The 17538-nt window shown below is 59.6% G+C and carries 14 protein-coding genes and 1 pseudogene; 3 read left to right on the top strand and 12 right to left on the bottom strand.

The features are described from left to right. Positions 1-9 precede the first annotated feature (9 nt). From MEB48_RS08580 to hutC, 10 genes are all read right to left on the bottom strand, one after another. A complete protein-coding gene (locus MEB48_RS08580; protein ID WP_237883661.1) occupies positions 10-1419 on the bottom strand; it encodes an amino acid permease in 1410 nt (469 codons plus the stop codon). Between the two features lie 145 nt (positions 1420-1564). After that, entirely contained in the window at positions 1565-3097 is a 1533-nt protein-coding gene (gene hutH / locus MEB48_RS08575) for a histidine ammonia-lyase (RefSeq protein ID WP_237883659.1), read from the bottom strand. Positions 3098-3227: 130 nt separating this feature from the next. Further along, the gene (gene hutH / locus MEB48_RS08570) at positions 3228-4751 is read right to left on the bottom strand and encodes a histidine ammonia-lyase (RefSeq protein ID WP_237883657.1); all 1524 of its coding nucleotides are present in this window, start codon (positions 4749-4751) and stop codon (positions 3228-3230) included. A gap of 158 nt (positions 4752-4909) precedes the next feature. Then, positions 4910-5740 (bottom strand): quaternary amine ABC transporter ATP-binding protein, encoded by an 831-nt coding sequence (locus tag MEB48_RS08565; RefSeq protein ID WP_050681951.1) that lies wholly within the window; start codon positions 5738-5740, stop codon positions 4910-4912. Continuing rightward, positions 5737-6588, bottom strand: a complete 852-nt coding sequence (locus tag MEB48_RS08560; protein ID WP_030129253.1) for an ABC transporter permease — start codon at positions 6586-6588, stop codon at positions 5737-5739. The genes MEB48_RS08565 and MEB48_RS08560 overlap by 4 nt, the downstream gene beginning before the upstream one ends. Before the next feature lie 71 nt (positions 6589-6659). Next, positions 6660-7628 (bottom strand): ABC transporter substrate-binding protein, encoded by a 969-nt coding sequence (locus MEB48_RS08555; RefSeq protein WP_052966803.1) that lies wholly within the window; start codon positions 7626-7628, stop codon positions 6660-6662. Positions 7629-7696: 68 nt separating this feature from the next. Beyond that, on the bottom strand, positions 7697-9169 hold the full coding sequence (locus tag MEB48_RS08550; protein ID WP_237883655.1) for a purine-cytosine permease family protein: 1473 nt from the start codon (positions 9167-9169) through the stop codon (positions 7697-7699). 136 nt (positions 9170-9305) lie between these two features. After that, complete coding sequence (hutU, locus tag MEB48_RS08545) at positions 9306-10988, bottom strand: urocanate hydratase (RefSeq protein WP_237883653.1); 1683 nt, start codon at positions 10986-10988, stop codon at positions 9306-9308. 517 nt (positions 10989-11505) lie between these two features. Next, positions 11506-12075 (bottom strand): HutD/Ves family protein, encoded by a 570-nt coding sequence (locus MEB48_RS08540; protein ID WP_237883651.1) that lies wholly within the window; start codon positions 12073-12075, stop codon positions 11506-11508. 23 nt (positions 12076-12098) lie between these two features. After that, entirely contained in the window at positions 12099-12809 is a 711-nt protein-coding gene (gene hutC / locus MEB48_RS08535; protein WP_201087442.1) for a histidine utilization repressor, read from the bottom strand. Between the two features lie 146 nt (positions 12810-12955). Between hutC and MEB48_RS08530 the strand changes: the two genes are divergently transcribed. Further along, the gene (locus MEB48_RS08530; RefSeq protein ID WP_237883648.1) at positions 12956-14320 is read left to right on the top strand and encodes a formimidoylglutamate deiminase; all 1365 of its coding nucleotides are present in this window, start codon (positions 12956-12958) and stop codon (positions 14318-14320) included. A gap of 118 nt (positions 14321-14438) precedes the next feature. Here MEB48_RS08530 and MEB48_RS08525 read toward each other — a convergent pair whose 3' ends face one another. Then, positions 14439-15008, bottom strand: coding sequence for a lipocalin family protein (locus MEB48_RS08525; protein ID WP_237883646.1), 570 nt, complete (start codon positions 15006-15008; stop codon positions 14439-14441). Between the two features lie 33 nt (positions 15009-15041). Continuing rightward, a complete protein-coding gene (locus tag MEB48_RS08520; RefSeq protein WP_008068804.1) occupies positions 15042-15296 on the bottom strand; it encodes a hypothetical protein in 255 nt (84 codons plus the stop codon). A gap of 281 nt (positions 15297-15577) precedes the next feature. Here MEB48_RS08520 and MEB48_RS29350 point away from each other — a divergent pair. Both MEB48_RS29350 and MEB48_RS29345 read left to right on the top strand, forming a co-directional pair. Continuing rightward, positions 15578-16612, top strand: a pseudogene (locus tag MEB48_RS29350) (HAMP domain-containing protein); the annotation flags it as partial. Between the two features lie 93 nt (positions 16613-16705). After that, on the top strand, positions 16706-17470 hold the full coding sequence (locus tag MEB48_RS29345) for a methyl-accepting chemotaxis protein (RefSeq protein ID WP_442969072.1): 765 nt from the start codon (positions 16706-16708) through the stop codon (positions 17468-17470). Positions 17471-17538: the final 68 nt, after the last annotated feature.

The following is a 17538-nucleotide window of genomic DNA, read 5'->3' as shown; positions in this document are numbered from 1 at the left end:
TCCGTTAGGTTATCGATGAGAAAAAACAGGATCGCGCGCTACCAAGGCTGCCTGGCCTGCCGCCGGTTTTACCCATATCAGGTAGGCCAGCACCAGCAGCACGATCCAGACTATGCCGACGATCAGCGCCGCCTGGGTATTCGGGAAATAGCCCAGCACGCCGAAAATGAACAGCATGAAGGCAATCGCCGCCATCGGCGCGTAAGGCCAGAACGGCACCGGGAATTTCAGTTGGGCGACCTGTTCGGCGCTCATGGAGCGACGCATGGCCACCTGGGTGAATAGAATCATCAGCCAGACCCACACCGTGGCAAACGTCGCGACCGAGGCGATCAACAGAAAGACGTTTTCCGGAATCAGGTAGTTCAGCAGCACGCCCAGCAGCAGCGCGGCACTCATCACCACCACGGTCATCCATGGCACACCATTGACCGACAGGCGGGCGAAGCCTTTGGGTGCGTGCCCTTGCTGGGCCAGACCGTACATCATGCGGCCAGCGCCGAAGATGTCACTGTTGATGGCTGACACCGCCGCCGAGATCACCACGATATTGAGGATGGTCGCCGCCGAACTGATCCCGAGGTTGTCGAAAATCTGCACGAACGGACTGCCCTGGCTGCCGATCTGCTGCCATGGAAAAATCGACATCAGCACGAACATCGTCAACACGTAGAACAGCAGAATACGCAACGGTACAGCATTGATCGCCCGCGGCAGCACGCGCTGTGGGTCTTTGGCTTCACCAGCCGTTACGCCGATGATTTCAATGCCGCCAAATGCAAACATCACCACGGCAAACGAAGCGATCAGGCCGCCCACGCCGTTGGGCATGAAGCCGCCATGGCTCCAGAGGTTGCTGATGTCGGTTGCCTGGGCGCCGGGCGCGGTGCTGATACCGAACAGCATGATGCCGAATCCACCCAGGATCATCGCAACGATGGCCGCGACCTTGAGCAGCGACAGCCAGAACTCCATTTCACCGAAGACTTTGACGTTGCACAGGTTCAAGCCGCCGACCACCGACACGATGCCCAGCACCCAGATCCAGCGGTCGACTTCCGGAAACCAGAAGCCCATGTAAATACCGAACGCGGTGACGTCGGCCATGCCGACGATGACCATTTCAAATGCGTAGGTCCAACCGAGGATGAAGCCCGCCATCGGCCCCAGATAGGTGCTGGCGTACTGACCGAAAGAGCCGGCCACCGGGTTGTGCACCGCCATCTCGCCGAGGGCGCGCATGACCATGAACACCGCCGCGCCACCGATCAGGTAAGCGAGCAGTACCGCCGGCCCGGCCATTTGAATGGCCGAGGCAGAACCGTAAAACAGCCCGGTGCCGATCGCCGACCCCAGCGCCATGAAGCGAATATGTCGGGCAGAGAGCCCGCGTTTCAAACCTTTTGCTGGCTGTTGCATTGCTCGTCCTTAATTATTTTTATTGGCGACTGATCGCTCCCACGCTGCGTGGGAATGCAGCCCGTGACGCTCCGCGTCACTGGACGCAGAGCGTCCCTAGAGGCATTCCCACGCAGAGCGTGGGAACGATCATCAGAAGGAGCCGTTACAGGCTCGGCAGCAACTTCGCCGAAACCAGTTCGCTCAGGCAACGGCTCGCCAACAACTCGCTCGCTGCGTTGATATCAGGAGCAAAGAACCGGTCCTTCTCATAGAACGGCACTTCGGCACGCAGGATGGCACGAGCCTTTTCCAGTTTGGCCGAGGTTTTCAGACCTTCACGCAGGTCGAGGCCCTGAGCTGCCGCCAGCCATTCCACCGCCAGAACACCACGGGTATTTTCCGCCATTTCCCACAGACGCTTACCTGCCGCCGGGGCCATGGACACATGGTCCTCCTGGTTGGCCGACGTCGGCAAACTGTCCACCGAATGCGGATGAGACAGCGCCTTGTTCTCGCTGGCCAATGCCGCGGCAGTCACCTGAGCGATCATGAAGCCGGAGTTCACGCCGCCATTGGCCACCAGGAATGGCGGCAGTTGCGACATGTGCTTGTCCATCATCAGCGAGATGCGGCGTTCGCTCAGGGAACCGATTTCGGCGATGGCCAACGCCATGTTGTCGGCGGCCATGGCCACCGGTTCGGCGTGGAAGTTACCGCCGGAGATCACGTCGCCTTCAGCGGCGAATACCAGCGGGTTATCGGAAACGGCGTTGGCTTCGACAGCCAGCACTTCGGCGGCCTGACGGAACTGGGTCAGGCAGGCGCCCATGACTTGCGGTTGGCAGCGCAGGGAGTACGGATCCTGGACCTTTTCGCAGTTCTGATGCGAGTCGGACACTTCGCTGCGCTCGCCCAGCAGGTCGCGATAAGCAGCAGCGGCGTCGATCTGGCCTTTCTGGCCACGAGCGGCGTGAATGCGTGCATCAAACGGCGAGCGCGAGCCCAGTACCGCTTCGACGGTCAGGGCACCCAGCGCTACGGCACCGGCGAACAGATCTTCGCCTTCAAACAAGCCACGCAGTGCGTAAGCGGTGGACACCTGAGTACCGTTGAGCAGCGCCAGACCTTCTTTCGCGGCCAGGGTCAGCGGTGTCAGACCGGCAACTTTCAGCGCTTCGGTGGCTGGCAGCCACTCGCCTTTGTAGCGCGCCTTGCCTTCGCCCAGCAGCACCAGCGACATGTGCGCCAATGGCGCCAAATCGCCAGAGGCGCCGACCGAACCTTTCAATGGAATGTGCGGGTAAACCTCGGCATTGATCAGCGCGATCAGTGCGTCGATCACCTGGCGACGAATGCCGGAGAAACCACGGCTCAGGCTGTTGACCTTGAGCACCATGACCAGCCGCACCAAGGCGTCGCTAATCGGCTCGCCGACACCGGCGGCGTGGGACAAAACGAGCGAGCGCTGTAGGTTTTCCAGGTCTTCGCTGGCGATGCGGGTCGAGGCCAGCAGGCCGAAACCGGTGTTGATGCCATAAGCAGTGCGATTCTCGGCGAGGATCTGTTCCACGCAGGCGACGCTGGCTTCGATTTGCGCCGAAGCACTTTCGTCGAGGGTGATGCTGACCGGTTGCTGATAGACAGCACGCAGTTGGGCAAGGCTCAGTTGGCCGGGAATCAAGTTAAGCGCAGTCATTTTGTGCTCCTTTTGAGAGTTTTTATTCTTCATAAATGAAGAGGACTCACCAGACGCTCCGGAAATGTCCGTTGTCCGTCGCTTCCCGCCTTTTGGGGGGCCGCGCCTTGGCACGCTGGTGTTGTGGAAATCAGTTCAGGTTCGGTAAAGCCTTGTGCAGCAAAATCGGGTCTTTCAACACGCTGGCAGCGGCGGCGATGTCCGGCGCCAACCAGCGGTCCTGGTCGTAGGCCGGGACTCGCTCACGCAGCAGGCGCCATGCGGCATCGGTGCCAGTGCCAAAGCGTTGTTCTTTCAAGAATTCAAAAGCCTGGGATGCCAGCAAGTACTCAATCGCGAGAATCTGCGTGCAGTTTTCCAACGCGCGATGCAGCTTCAGCGCGGCGTTGGTGCCCATGCTCAGGTGGTCTTCCTGAAGCCCCGAGGTGACGTAGTTATCGAGCACCGCCGGTTGCGCCAACTGGCGGTTTTCCGCACACAGGGAAGCGGCAACGTATTGCACGATCATCATCCCGGAGTTCACTCCCGGATTGGCCACCAGAAACGCCGGCAGACCGCTGACATGCGGGTTGATCAAACGGTCCAGGCGACGCTCGGCGATGGAGCCGATTTCCGCCATGGCGATGGCGAGCAAATCAGCAGCCAGCGCAACGGATTGGCCGTGCGGGTTGGCCTGGGACACCACCCGGAAGTTGTCCGGCGTGCCCAGCAGCATCGGGTTGTCGGTGACAGAGTTGAGCTCGGTTTCGATCTGCTTTTTCGCGTGCTCAAGCTGATCGCGAGCGGCGCCGTGGACTTGCGGGATCGAACGGATGCTCAGCGCATCTTGAGTACGAATGCCCTTGCTGCTGGCAATCACTTCACTGCCATCGAGCAGCGCCCGCAGGTTGATGCCGACTTGCTGCATGCCTGGGTGAGGCTTGAGCGCGATGATCTCGGCATCGAACGCGGCGATCTGACCGCGCTGAGCTTCGAAGCTCATGGCACCGATCACATCGGCCCACTGCACCAGACGCGTCGCATCGGCGATTGCCAGGCAACTGAGACCGGTCATGCACGGCGTGCCGTTGACCAGGCACAAGCCATCTTTTGCGCCCAACTGAACCGGTTGCAGACCTTCTTCGGCCAAGGCTTGCTGTGCGGAAACGATCTGCCCGCGGTAGCTGACATTACCAACACCCAGCAGAGCGATGCTGATGTGGGCCATGTGAGTCAGGTAACCCACCGACCCCTGGGAAGGCACTTGCGGAGTGATTCCACGATTGAGCAGCGCCAGCAGGGCTTCGACCACCCGACGGTGAATGCCGGATTTGCCATGGCTATAGTTGCGAATAGCGGCGCAGATGATTGCGCGGGTCTGCTCGTCGGCCAGTGGTGTACCGACGCCACAGGCGTGACTGAGCAAGGTGTTGCGCGACAGTTGGCTGAGTTGATCGTCTTTGAGCGAGACGTTGCACAAGGCGCCAAGGCCGGTGTTGACGCCGTAGGCACGCTCGCCGCTGGCGACGATGCGCTGGACGATGGCCTGGGCATTCTCGATCCGCGCCCAGATCCGGGGCAACAGCTCGAGCTGTGCGCCGTCACGGGCTACGGCAACCACATCCTGCCAACGCAACGGGGCGTCGGCGATAACGATTTTTTCAGCCTGGGACATCATTAACCTCTTGAATTTGATCGTTCCCACGCTCTGCGTGGGAATGCCGCCTGGGACGCTCCGCGTCCCGTTGTCACCGCAAGGCTCAAGCCCTGCGCATGTGTGACGCGGAGCGTCACGGGATGCATTCCCACGCAGAGCGTGGGAACGATCGGCCTTTAAACCACCGCCGCCCGACGCTGAACGAACCGATCGACATACTCATCCGCCGGCGAATGCAGGATCTCTCGTGGCGTGCCGACCTGAATCAGCCGGCCATCCTTGAGGATCGCGATGCGGTTGCCGATGCGCACGGCCTCGTCGAGGTCGTGGGTGATGAAGACAATGGTCTTGTGCAGGGTCTTTTGCAGTTCCAGCAACTGGTCTTGCATTTCGGCGCGGATCAGCGGGTCGAGGGCGCTGAACGCTTCGTCCATCAAGATGATGTCGGTGTCCGCTGCCAGTGCGCGAGCCAGACCCACACGCTGGCGCATACCGCCGGAAAGCTGATGCGGGTATTTGTTTTCGTAGCCCTTTAGGCCCACGGTGTTGATCCAGTGCAGCGCACGCTCGGCGCACATTTGCTTGCTCTCGCCACGCACTTTCAGGCCGTAGGCGACGTTATCCAGCACGGTCTTGTGCGGCAGCAGGCCGAAGCTCTGGAACACCATGCTGATCTTGTGCCGGCGAAATTCGCGCAGGGCTTCCATGTCGTATTGCAGGATGTCCACGCCGTCCACCAGGATCGCGCCGCTGGTGGGGTCGATCAGGCGATTGAAGTGGCGCACCAGGGTCGACTTGCCGGAACCCGACAGGCCCATGATCACGAAGATCTCGCCGGTGCCGATGCTCAGCGACAGGTCGTTCACGCCGACCACGCAGCCGGTTTCGGCCAGCACCTGGTCTTTGGTCTTGCCCTGGCCAATCATGCCCAGCGCATCCTTGGAACGGCTGCCGAAAATCTTGAAGACGTTTTTGACTTCGATCTTGCTAATGGCTTCGCTGCTCATTTGCTCACCTCATGCCGTGGCCGACCATACGCCTGAGTAATGCGGTCGATGACCACTGCCAGAATCACGATCGCCAGACCGGCCTCAAGCCCACGTCCGACGTTGAGGGTCTGAATCCCCACCAACACATCTTCACCCAAGCCACGGGCACCGATCATCGAGGCGATCACCACCATCGACAGCGCCATCATGGTGGTCTGGTTGATCCCGGCCATGATGCTCGGCAGAGCCAGCGGCAGTTGCACGCCAAACAGTTGTTGCCAGCGATTGGCGCCGAAGGCGTTGATCGCTTCCATCACTTCACCGTCGACCTGACGAATACCCAGATCGGTCAGGCGGATCAGCGGCGGCGCGGCGTAGATCACCGTGGCGAAAATCGCCGGGACCTTGCCCAGGCCGAACAGCATCAGCACCGGGATCAGGTACACGAAACTCGGCATGGTCTGCATGATGTCCAGCAACGGCATCAGCACCGAACGCAGACGATTGCTGCGCGCCGAGAGAATGCCCAGCGGAATGCCAATCAGCACCGAGATGACCGTCGCCACCATCATCAGCGCCAGGGTCTGCATCAGCTTGTCCCAGAGGCCGACCGCACCCACCAGGAACAGCAGACCGACGATGACCGAGGTGGTCACGACTTTGCGCGTCGCGTGCCAGGCAACGCCCGCCACGATCGCCAGCATCAGCCACCAGGGCGCCGCACGCAGTAGCCCTTCGAGATTGACGATGGCCCACAGCAGGGTGTCGGAGATGCTGCGGAACACATCGCCGTAGTTGGTGACCAGCGAATCGACCCAACTGTTGACCCAGTCGGCGATGGAAAAGGTAAAGCTTTCGGGAAACATAAAAAGACTCTCAATCAAGGGGTTGCGATCAAGCATCCGACTGCCGTTGTCGACAGTCGGAGAAGCTCGACCTACAAGGCCGCGTCGATCTTTTTGGCTGCGTCTTCGCTCACCCATGCGTGCCAGACTTCAGGATGTTCCTTCAAGAAGATCTTGGCCAGTTTTGGCGATTCGATCCGCTCTTTGGCCATGCGCCCGAGGTTCTGATTCAGCAGGTCGATCGGCAGGTTGACCTTTTCCAGCACGGCCACCAGTTCCGGGGCTTGCTCGTGGAAGGTCTTGGACAGGCCGACCTTGATGGTCACTTCCTTGTTCACGCCTGGTTTCTCTTCGAGTTTAACCAGGTCAACCTGGCCCATCAGCGGGGTTGGCGACCAGTAGTAGAACAAGATCGGCTCGCCACGCTTGTAGCTCGACAACACCGCAGCATCCAGTGCCGGACCGGTGCCCGGACGGAAGTTGGTGTAGGTGCTTTCCAGGCCGTAGCTTTTCAGCATTTCGCTGTTGTCCAGCTCACAGGTCCAGCCGGCCGGGCAGTTATAGAAACGGCCCTTGGATGGCTCTTCCTGATCCTTGAACACTGCAGCGTATTTACCCAGATCGGCAATCGCTTTCAGGTCCGGAGCTTTAGGCTCCAGCTTGCGCTTGGCGTCGCCTTCGATCACGTAACGCGGCACGTACCAACCTTCGACAGCACCCACGACAGGCGCGCCGACACCGACAACTTTGCCGGCCTTCTCGGCCTTGTTCCAGACTTCGCTGCGACCGACCCACTCTTCGGCAAACACTTGAATGTCATTGCTGCTCAGGGCGTTCTCCATGGTGATGGAGTTGCCTGGCAGGCTGTCGGTCTTGCAGTCGTAACCTTTCTCCAACACGACTTGCATCACGTCGGTCAGCAGCATGGCGCTTTCCCAGTTCAGGCCAGCGAACTTCACCGGTTTGCCCGATTCGCACCAGCCGGCCGCCTGGGTGGCGCCGGCACTGGCCAGCAGGCCCATGGACAGTAATGTGGTCAGCAGGGTCTTGTTCGATTTCATTGTGTGACGCTCCTAATCATGAGTTGGCTTACGGCAGTCAAGAGGCATCCAGCCCTGTCCACGTCCAATCAGGCCTGCGCCGCAGCGCGACCGGCCCCGCTTGTTTCAGGTTGTACATCGCTGTCCTGCTCGACCGGCAGAATCAGGTGATCGGGTACTGCGCTGTGCCATTTTTTCGCGCACACGTAATACAGGCCTGCGGGAAGCACCAGACCGATGATCCAGGAAATATCCACACCCCCCAGAGCGTCCACCAGCGGACCGGTATAGAACTTGGTAGAGATGAACGGCAGTTGCACCAGCACACCGAAGACATAGACGCTGATACCGAGGGGGTTCCAACGGCCGTAGCGACCGTTCGGATCGGCCAGCGCCGGCACGTCATAGCGCTCGCGAGTGATGCAGTAGTAGTCCACCAGGTTGATCGCACTCCATGGCGTGAAAAAAGCCAGCAAAAACAGGATGAAGGACTTGAACGCACCGAGGAACGAGTGCTGACCGAGCAACGCCATCAGGGTCGCAGCACCGACGATGACCAGTACGAAAACCAAACGTTGCAAGCGCGTTACCTTCAGGTCACCCCGGAAACCGCTGATGATGGTCGCAATGCACATGAAGCTGCCGTAGGAGTTCAGCGTGGAGATGGTGACCTTGCCAAAGGCGATGCTGAAGTACAGCAGCGCAGCGGTGGCACCGGTACCGCCCAGACCAACGATGTAGGCCACTTCGTGGCCGGCGTATTGCCCGTTGGCCGAAGCGGCAGCGAACACGCCGAGGACCATCGCCACCTGTGCACCAATGACCGAACCTGCGCCGGCGGCGAAAAAAGTTTTCACCGAGGAAATCTTGCTCGGCAGGTAGCGAGAATAGTCAGCCACATAAGGGCCGAAGGCGATCTGCCAGGACGCCGCGAGCGACACCGCGAGCAGGAAACTGCTCCAGCTGAAATGGCGGATTTGCAACAGTGCGCCAACGTCAACCTGGCTCATCAGACGGCTGAACAGATAAACAAAGGCAATCACACCAATGATACTGGCAACACGGCCGATCCAATGAATCACCCGATAACCGAGCACCGTGACCAGCACGATGACACTGGCGAAAAGGAGGATACCGATGGTGTCGCTGACGCCAAACAACTGGCCCAGCGCCTGGCCGGAAAGTACGGTGCCCGTTGCGGTGAAGCCCAGGTACATCAGGCACACCAGCACGATCGGGATAGCCGCGCCATAGACGCCGAACTGTACCCGGCTGGAGATCATCTGCGGCAGACCAAGCTTTGGCCCTTGCGCCGCATGCAGCGCCATTACGCCACCGCCGAGCAGTTGACCGATCAACAGACCGATCAACGACCAGAACACGTCACCGCCCAGCACCACGGCCAGGGCCCCGGTGACAATCGCGGTGATTTGCAGGTTGGCACCCATCCACAGGGTGAACTGGCTCAACAGACGACCGTGTCTTTCCGCTTCCGGGATGTAGTCGATCGAACGTTTCTCGATCAACGGTTTACTGCCTGCACGATCGTCATTAACAGCCATTGTTCAACCTCTATGGATTGTTGGTCTGGGTTGGTTGCCCTGTAGGAGCGAGGCTTGCCCGCGAACAGCGGTGTGTCAGAAAAAACGCCTTCGCGGGCAAGCCTCGCTCCTACAGGTTTTGCGTTAAGCCAAGGTTTTATTTGCCGGTAATCATCGGCAGGTTCAGCCCTTGTTCCTTGGCGCAGTCGATGGCGATCTGGTAACCCGCATCGGCGTGACGCATGACACCGGTGGCCGGGTCGTTGTGCAGCACGCGAGCGATACGCTCGGCCGCTTCGTCAGTACCGTCGCAGACAATCACCATGCCCGAGTGCTGGGAGAAGCCCATGCCGACGCCGCCGCCGTGATGCAAAGAAACCCAGGTCGCGCCGCTCGCGGTGTTGAGCAGAGCGTTGAGCAGTGGCCAGTCGGACACGGCATCGGAACCGTCCTGCATGGATTCGGTTTCGCGGTTCGGGCTGGCTACCGAACCGGAGTCCAGGTGGTCGCGACCGATCACGATTGGCGCGGACAACTCACCGCTGCGAACCATCTCGTTGAAGGCCAGACCGAGCTTGGCACGCAGACCCAGGCCAACCCAGCAGATACGTGCCGGCAGGCCCTGGAAGCTGATGCGCTCGCGCGCCATGTCCAGCCAGTTGTGCAGGTGCGCGTCGTCCGGGATCAGTTCTTTTACTTTGGCGTCGGTTTTGTAGATGTCTTCGGCGTTGCCCGACAGTGCAGCCCAACGGAACGGACCGATGCCACGGCAGAACAGCGGACGGATGTAAGCCGGTACGAAGCCTGGGAAGTCGAATGCGTTCTCGACGCCTTCTTCTTGGGCCATCTGACGGATGTTGTTGCCGTAGTCGAAGGTCGGAATACCCATTTTCTGGAAGTCGAGCATCGCTTTAACGTGCACCGCCATGGACTGCTTGGCGGCTTTGACCACGGCAGCAGGCTCGGTCTTGGCGCGAGCGCGGTACTCTTCCCAGGTCCAGCCGGCCGGCAGGTAGCCGTTGAGCGGGTCGTGGGCGCTGGTCTGGTCGGTGACCATGTCCGGGCGCACGCCGCGCTTGACCAGTTCCGGCAGGATTTCAGCCGCGTTACCCAGCAGGGCGATGGAAATCGCTTTGCCTTCCTTGGTGTATTTGTCGATGCGAGCCAGCGCGTCGTCGAGGTCGGTGGCTTGCTCATCGACATAGCGGCTGTTCAGGCGGAAATCGATGCTGACCTGCTGGCATTCGATGTTCAGCGAGCAAGCGCCGGCCAGGGTCGCTGCCAGTGGTTGAGCGCCGCCCATGCCGCCGAGGCCTGCGGTCAGGACCCAACGACCTTTCAGGTCATCGTTATAGTGTTGGCGACCGGCTTCGACGAAGGTTTCGTAGGTGCCCTGGACGATGCCCTGGCTGCCGATGTAGATCCAGCTGCCGGCAGTCATCTGGCCGTACATGGCCAGGCCTTTGGCGTCGAGTTCGTTGAAGTGTTCCCAGCTCGCCCAGTGCGGCACCAGGTTGGAGTTGGCGATCAGCACGCGCGGGGCGTTGCTGTGGGTCTTGAACACGCCGACCGGCTTACCGGATTGCACCAGCAGGGTCTCGTCGTCATTCAGGTTGGTCAGGCTTTCGACGATCTTGTCGTAGCATTCCCAGTTACGTGCCGCACGACCGATACCACCGTAAACCACCAGTTCTTTAGGGTTCTCGGCGACTTCCGGGTCGAGGTTGTTCATCAGCATGCGCAGCGGCGCTTCAGTCAGCCAGCTTTTGGCGGTCAGCGTGTTACCGCGGGCAGCGCGGATTTCAACGTCACGGTATTTAGTGGGCTTATTGTCAGTCACGAAAAAGACTCCTCATCAATCAATCCAAACCAACCCTGGCGGTGGGTAAGCCAGCCTGTGCGCGTCAAAGCGACACAAGCGAATCAGTGGACGTTGCGAGGAGTCTTGGTCGACTCATACGCATACGTCTTTACTTGTACATACAAGCATATGCAATCAAGCGGCCAACTTGCTGGATGAGTGCTCAAGAAAAGTCTTGAAAGGGCTGGAAAGGCTGTAGATCAAGGGTTTTTAGGAAGATGAAATTTTTTGGGGGGGATTTTCGCGGGGAAGGACAGCTGTTACTTGAACGTGGTTTTGCGCCACGCTGGGGCGTTCGGTAACAAAGTGGTGCGCAGGGAAACGGGTTTCGAGTCAGTTAAGCCGCGAAACCCTGTAGGAGCGAGCTTGCTCACGAAGACGGCGGCACAGCAAACATTGATGTTGCCTGACCCACCGCTTTCGCGAGCAAGCTCGCTCCTACAGGAATTTCGCTTAACTGACTGGCATTGAGGCTTGCCCGCGAAAGGATTTGGAATCAGCGTGCGATCAGCTCGATCACACAGCACTGCCCCTTGATAGAGACATCCAGCAGGCCAACGTTACCACTCAGCTGCAGACAATCATGGCGCCCTAGCTGAGAGGCGTTGTTACCCACCGTCACTTCAAGCTGTTCAGCGACGCTGAACACCAACACGGTGCCGGCCGAACTGAAAAACCGCTGTTCGCCCTCCAGCCACTGCAACCGCGCGCTGTAACGGTCCGGCGCATAAATCAGGTTGAAATCGCGAATCGGTCCACCGAGCAATGTGCAGGACACATGACTCTCGCCACTGAAAGCAAACGGATCCAGCGGTAACAACGCCCGCGTGCCCTGACCGTCGACGCGTAAGGTCATGCCCTCGCCTTGCAGCACGGTGATCACCCGCTCATAGCCGGCAAAGGTGGAAAACCCGCCCGACTCGCCGATGTCGGCAATCGACAGACGCCAGCCGAAACCCTCAAGGCCAGCACCTCCATCACGGGTGATTTCTTCAGTGCTGCCGCCGCCGTTTTTCCACGGCATGCGCGGGTAATCGGCCGCGCGTAAAACTTTCAACTGGCTCATTAGGGCTCTTTATTTATGGCTCTTTATTTGTGGAACCGTCCTTCCAGACGATGACGGGAACCGGGGTGGATCAAACGGGCGGCGGTCACTGGCTGACGGCCGGACCAGGTGCGGCGACGAATCAGCAGGCACGGTTCGCCTTTTTCAATCTGCAGCAATTTGCATTCGGACGGTTCGGCGAGAATCGCTTCGACCACATGCTCGCCTTCGGTCAACGGCGCGACCTGGTTCAGATAGGCATAAGGCGTTTGCAGGGTGAAATCTTGCTTGAGGTAGTCCGGGGCCACCAGCGCGTTGACGAAACGGTCTTCGATTTGCACCGGAATATCGTTTTCGAAATGCACGATCAGCGAATGGAAAACCCTCTGGCCTTCGCGCATGTCCAGGGCCAGGGCCCGCTCGGAACCGGCGGCCTCTTCTTCGAGGGTGATCACCTTGCAGGTGTGGCGATGGCCACGGGAGGCGATCTCGTCGGCGATGTTATGCACTTCAAACAAGGCAGACTGACTTTTCGGCTCGGCGACGAATGTTCCGACGCCTTGCATACGCACCAGCAAGCCGTCGGCAGTCATCTCACGCAGGGCGCGGTTGATGGTCATGCGGCTGAAACCCAGCTGGCTGACCAACTCGCTTTCCGATGGAACGCGGTAGTGCGGCGGCCAGTTTCCACTGTCGATTTGCTGGGTAATCATCTGTTTCACACGGGCGTACAAGGGCGCCGGACTGTCGCCCATGTGTGCGGCCAACGGGGAGACTGCAGGCGGAGTCGGCACGGTTGATCCTTGTTCGTTGAATAGGAGTTGCTAGCTTGCCGGAGTTTACCGAGCAGGCAAACGTCTGTATATGTATATACAAATAACACACGATGGGGTGCTGAACCATGTCCGCCTTCTTTGCCGAACGCGCGCTGCTGCCTAGTGGATGGGCCAACAATGTACGTCTTGAGGTCAGCGCCGATGGCGTGCTGACCCATATCCAGGCCGATTCTCATGCAGATGACGCCGAACGGCTGAGCGGTCCGCTGCTGCCGGGGATGCCGAATTTGCACTCCCACGCCTTCCAGCGGGCCATGGCCGGTTTGGCGGAAGTGGCGGGTAATCCAAACGACAGTTTCTGGACCTGGCGTGATTTGATGTACCGGCTCGTCGGAAAAATCAGCCCGGATCAACTCGGCATCATCGCCCGTCAGCTGTACATCGAAATGCTCAAGGCCGGTTATACCTCGGTCGCGGAATTTCACTACGTACACCACGACACGAAGGGCCAACCATACGCAGACCCGGCCGAACTGGCGCTGCGCATCAGCCAGGCCGCCAGCTCCGCCGGTATTGGTTTGACTCTGCTGCCAGTGCTCTATAGCCACTCCGGTTTCGGTGGCCAGACTCCGAACGAAGGTCAGCGCCGCTTTATCAACAGCACCGAAAACTACCTGAAACTTCAGTCGCGCTTGCAGCCGATCCTGGCGCAGCAACCGGCCCAGGCCTTGGGTTTGTGTTTCCACTCGTTGCGCGCGGTCACACCGCAGCAGATCAGTGAAGTGCTGACGGCCAGCGACAAGCAGTGCCCGGTACACATTCACATTGCCGAGCAGCAGAAAGAAGTCGATGACTGCCTGACCTGGAGCGGTCGCCGTCCGCTGCAATGGCTGTACGAAAACACCGAAGTCGATCAGCGCTGGTGCCTGGTCCACGCGACCCACGCCAACCCGGAAGAAGTCACGCTCATGGCCAACAGCCGCGCCATCGCCGGCCTGTGCCTGACCACCGAAGCCAATCTCGGCGACGGGATTTTCCCGGCGGTGGACTTCCTGGCGCAGGGCGGGCGCATGGGCATTGGTTCCGACAGCCATGTGTCATTGAGCGTGGTGGAGGAACTGCGTTGGCTGGAATACGGCCAGCGTCTGCGCGATCAGCGGCGTAATCGTTTGTATGGTGCGGATCAGCCGATGGTTGGCCGCACACTGTACGACGCTGCACTGGATGGCGGTGCCCAAGCGCTGGGACAGCCGATTGGCGCCCTGGAGGTCGGCAAGCGTGCAGATTGGTTAGTGCTCGATGGCAACGATCCGTACCTGGCGACGGCCAGTGGCGACGGGATTCTCAATCGTTGGCTGTTTGCCGGTGGTGATCGCCAGGTACGGGATGTGCTGGTGAACGGCCAGTGGGTCGTGCGTGATGGGCGGCATGCCGGGGAGGAAGAAAGCAACCGCGCCTTCACCCAAGTCCTGCGCGATCTGTTGGGCTGACACAAAAAAATGTGGGAGCGGGCTTGCTCGCGAAGGGGCCGTCATCTTCAACACAATTGTTGACTGACAGACCGCTTTCGCGAGCAAGCCCGCTCCCACATTTAATCTTCGTTGGCAATCAGTTCGAAGTCTTGGCCATCTGCGTATCGGTCGTGCGCCAGATCAGCCGTGTCGTGTCATACCCCTGCTGACGCGCCTTGCTCAGCAGTTCTTCGCGCACTACACCATTGACCGTCGGGGTCCGTGACAGCAGCCAAAGGTGACGGCGGCTCGGGTCACCGACAATCGCGGTCTTGTAATCATCGCTGACGTACAACACCCAGTATTCTCCCTTCGCCACACCGGGTATCAGTCGCGAGAACCAGGTATCGAACTCGACCCAGAGCTTGTCAGCCTTGCCGGGCACCTGTGGATAAGCCGTGCCTTTGGCCTCTTCCCATTGCCAGTCCGACGTCAGGCAGCGATTCAGCACGGCCATGTCGCCATCAGGCTTGAGGGTGTAATGGGCCTCGGATTGCGCACAGTTGCGCTGGAAATACATCGGCAGACGCGCCAACTCGTACCAGGTTCCCTGGTAGCGCTTGAGGTTGACCGTGTTGACGGTCTTTGGCGCCAACGGATCTACGCCAGAAGTGGCACAGCCGGCCAATACCAGGCCGGCAAAAAGAACGATCAATAACCGCTTCATTATTTTTTTCTCCCGTGGGCGAATAGCCCCGGTTTACTTCAGGCCTTGGCCAGAAAACATCAGCACTTTGTCACCGGCGTACTGCACGCTGATAAAGCTGTTCTTGTCACCCCAGGTGCAACTGGACATGCCGAGCGCGCCCGAACAATCGGCAGGTTTGCCCAGCAAGGTTTCAACCTCGGCCTTGGGCATGCCGGTCGACAGCTTCGAGTAATTTTCCTGATTGATCTTGCCGCACGCGGCCAACAACACGCAGAACGAGAGCAAGGCGATAGAACGCAGCGACATGGTGTAACTCCTGGGGCGAAGGGAATGGCATGGCTGCCAAGCTGAAGCTTAGAAGAGAAAACCCCTGTCTGGTTCCCTGAGCATTCGGCTATTTGTTTGGCCGCCCGTCCGCCTTTTGACGAGTAATCAGCCACTTTTTCGCGCCGCTGAGTATTTCGTCGGTTTTCGCAGTAACCGCCTAATCTTTGGCGCCGGCCAGTCGACATAAGAAGTAGCGCAAAGCCTTCCACTGTGGAAAATTGACACCCCTTGTTGACCAGCCCTTCGCGGTAGCTCATTTAATGACCAGAAACATGAAGTTCAGCCACAAAATCCTGTTGGCGGCCGCCCTCGTGGTGGCCGTTGCATTCGCCTGTTTCATCCTGTTCAACGATTATCGCCAGCGGCAGACCCTGCGCAGCAGCACCGAATCCTCGATGCAGGAACTCGGCAGCCTGACCACCAGCAACATCCAGACCTGGCTGGAAAGCCGCATTCAATTGCTGCAATCGCTGTCCCAGCAGATCGCCGTGGACGGCAGCGCACAGGTCAATCTCAAGCGCGCCATCGACCTGCCGGCCTACACCAGCAACTTCCAGTTGAGCTACTTTGGCGGCACCGATGGCGTGATGTTCTCGGTCCCGGCCGGCAATCGCGCCGCCGACTACGACCCCCGCGCCCGTGGCTGGTATAAGGCGGCTAACAATGCGCAACAGACCATTGTCACCGAACCCTACATCGCGGCTTCATCGGGCAAACTGGTGATCACCGTTGCCACGCCGGTGAAGCATCAGAATCAAATGATCGGCGTCGCCGGCGCAGATATCGACCTGTCCAGCGTCAGCGCGATTATCAACTCGCTGAATTTCGGCGGTCATGGCCATGCGTTTATCGTCAGCGCCGACGGCAAGATCCTGATCCACCCGGACAGCAAACTGGTGCTCAAGAACCTGGTCGACGCCTACCCCAACGGTGCGCCGAAAATCAGTCAGGGCCTGAAGGAAGTCGAACTGGACGGCAAAACCCAGTTCATCTCCTTCACTCACATCAACGGTGTGCCAACGGCGGATTGGTACGTAGCGCTGGTGCTGGATCAGAGAACCGCATTCTCGATGCTCAGCGAATTCCGCACCTCGGCGATCATCGCCATGATCATTGCCGTGGTGATCATCATCGCGCTGCTGAGCATGTTGATCCGCGTGCTGATGCAACCGCTGCTGACCATGGGCCGCGCCATGCATGACATCGCCGAAGGCGAAGGTGACCTGACCAAGCGTGTGACCATTCACGGCCAGGACGAATTCGGTGCGCTGGGCACCTCGTTCAATCGTTTTGTGGAACGTATTCACACCTCGATCCGCGAAGTGTCCTCGGCCACCGGCCAGGTCAACGAAGTCGCCTTGCGGGTCGTCGCCGCGTCTAATTCGTCGATGTTCAATTCCGATCAACAAGCCTCACGCACCAGCAGCGTGGCTGCGGCGATCAACGAACTCGGCGCCGCCGCTCAGGAAATCGCCCAGAACGCCGCCCTCGCCTCGCAGCATTCGAGCGACGCCCGCGCCTTGGCTGAAGACGGTCAGCAAGTGGTGGATAAAACCATCGCCGCGATGCAGCAGCTGTCGGCGAGGATCAGCGATTCGTGCGGCAACATCGAAACCCTGAACAGCAACACGGTGAACATCGGCCAGATTCTGGAAGTGATCACCAGCATCTCGCAGCAAACCAACCTGCTGGCACTCAACGCGGCCATCGAAGCAGCCCGTGCCGGTGACGCCGGTCGTGGTTTTGCCGTGGTCGCGGATGAGGTCCGTAATCTCGCCCACCGCACTCAGGATTCGGCGCAGCAAGTGCAGAAGATGATCGAAGAACTGCAAGTCGGCGCCCGGGAAGCGGTCAGCACCATGACCGACAGCCAGCGCCAGAGCGAAAGCAGCGTCGGCATCGCCAACCAGGCCGGCGAACGCCTGGGCAGCGTGACGCAGCGCATCGGTGAAATCGACGGGATGAACCAGTCGGTGGCCGCCGCGACCGAAGAGCAGACGGCCGTGGTCGAGTCGATCAATGTCGACATCACCGAAATCAACACGCTGAACCAGGAAGGTGTGGAGAATTTGCAGTCGACCTTGCGTGCGTGTGCTGACCTTGAGCAGCAGGCGGCGCGGTTGAAGCAGTTGGTTGGCAGTTTCAGGATCTAACTACCGAGCGCTGATCGTTCCCACGCTCTGCGTGGGAACGCCTCAACGGACGCTCCGCGTTCGGCTCT

Origin of the sequence: Pseudomonas sp. PGPR40, assembly GCF_022014505.1 — a bacterium.
Lineage (GTDB): Bacteria > Pseudomonadota > Gammaproteobacteria > Pseudomonadales > Pseudomonadaceae > Aquipseudomonas.
This window is presented reverse-complemented; position numbering and strand designations above follow the sequence as displayed.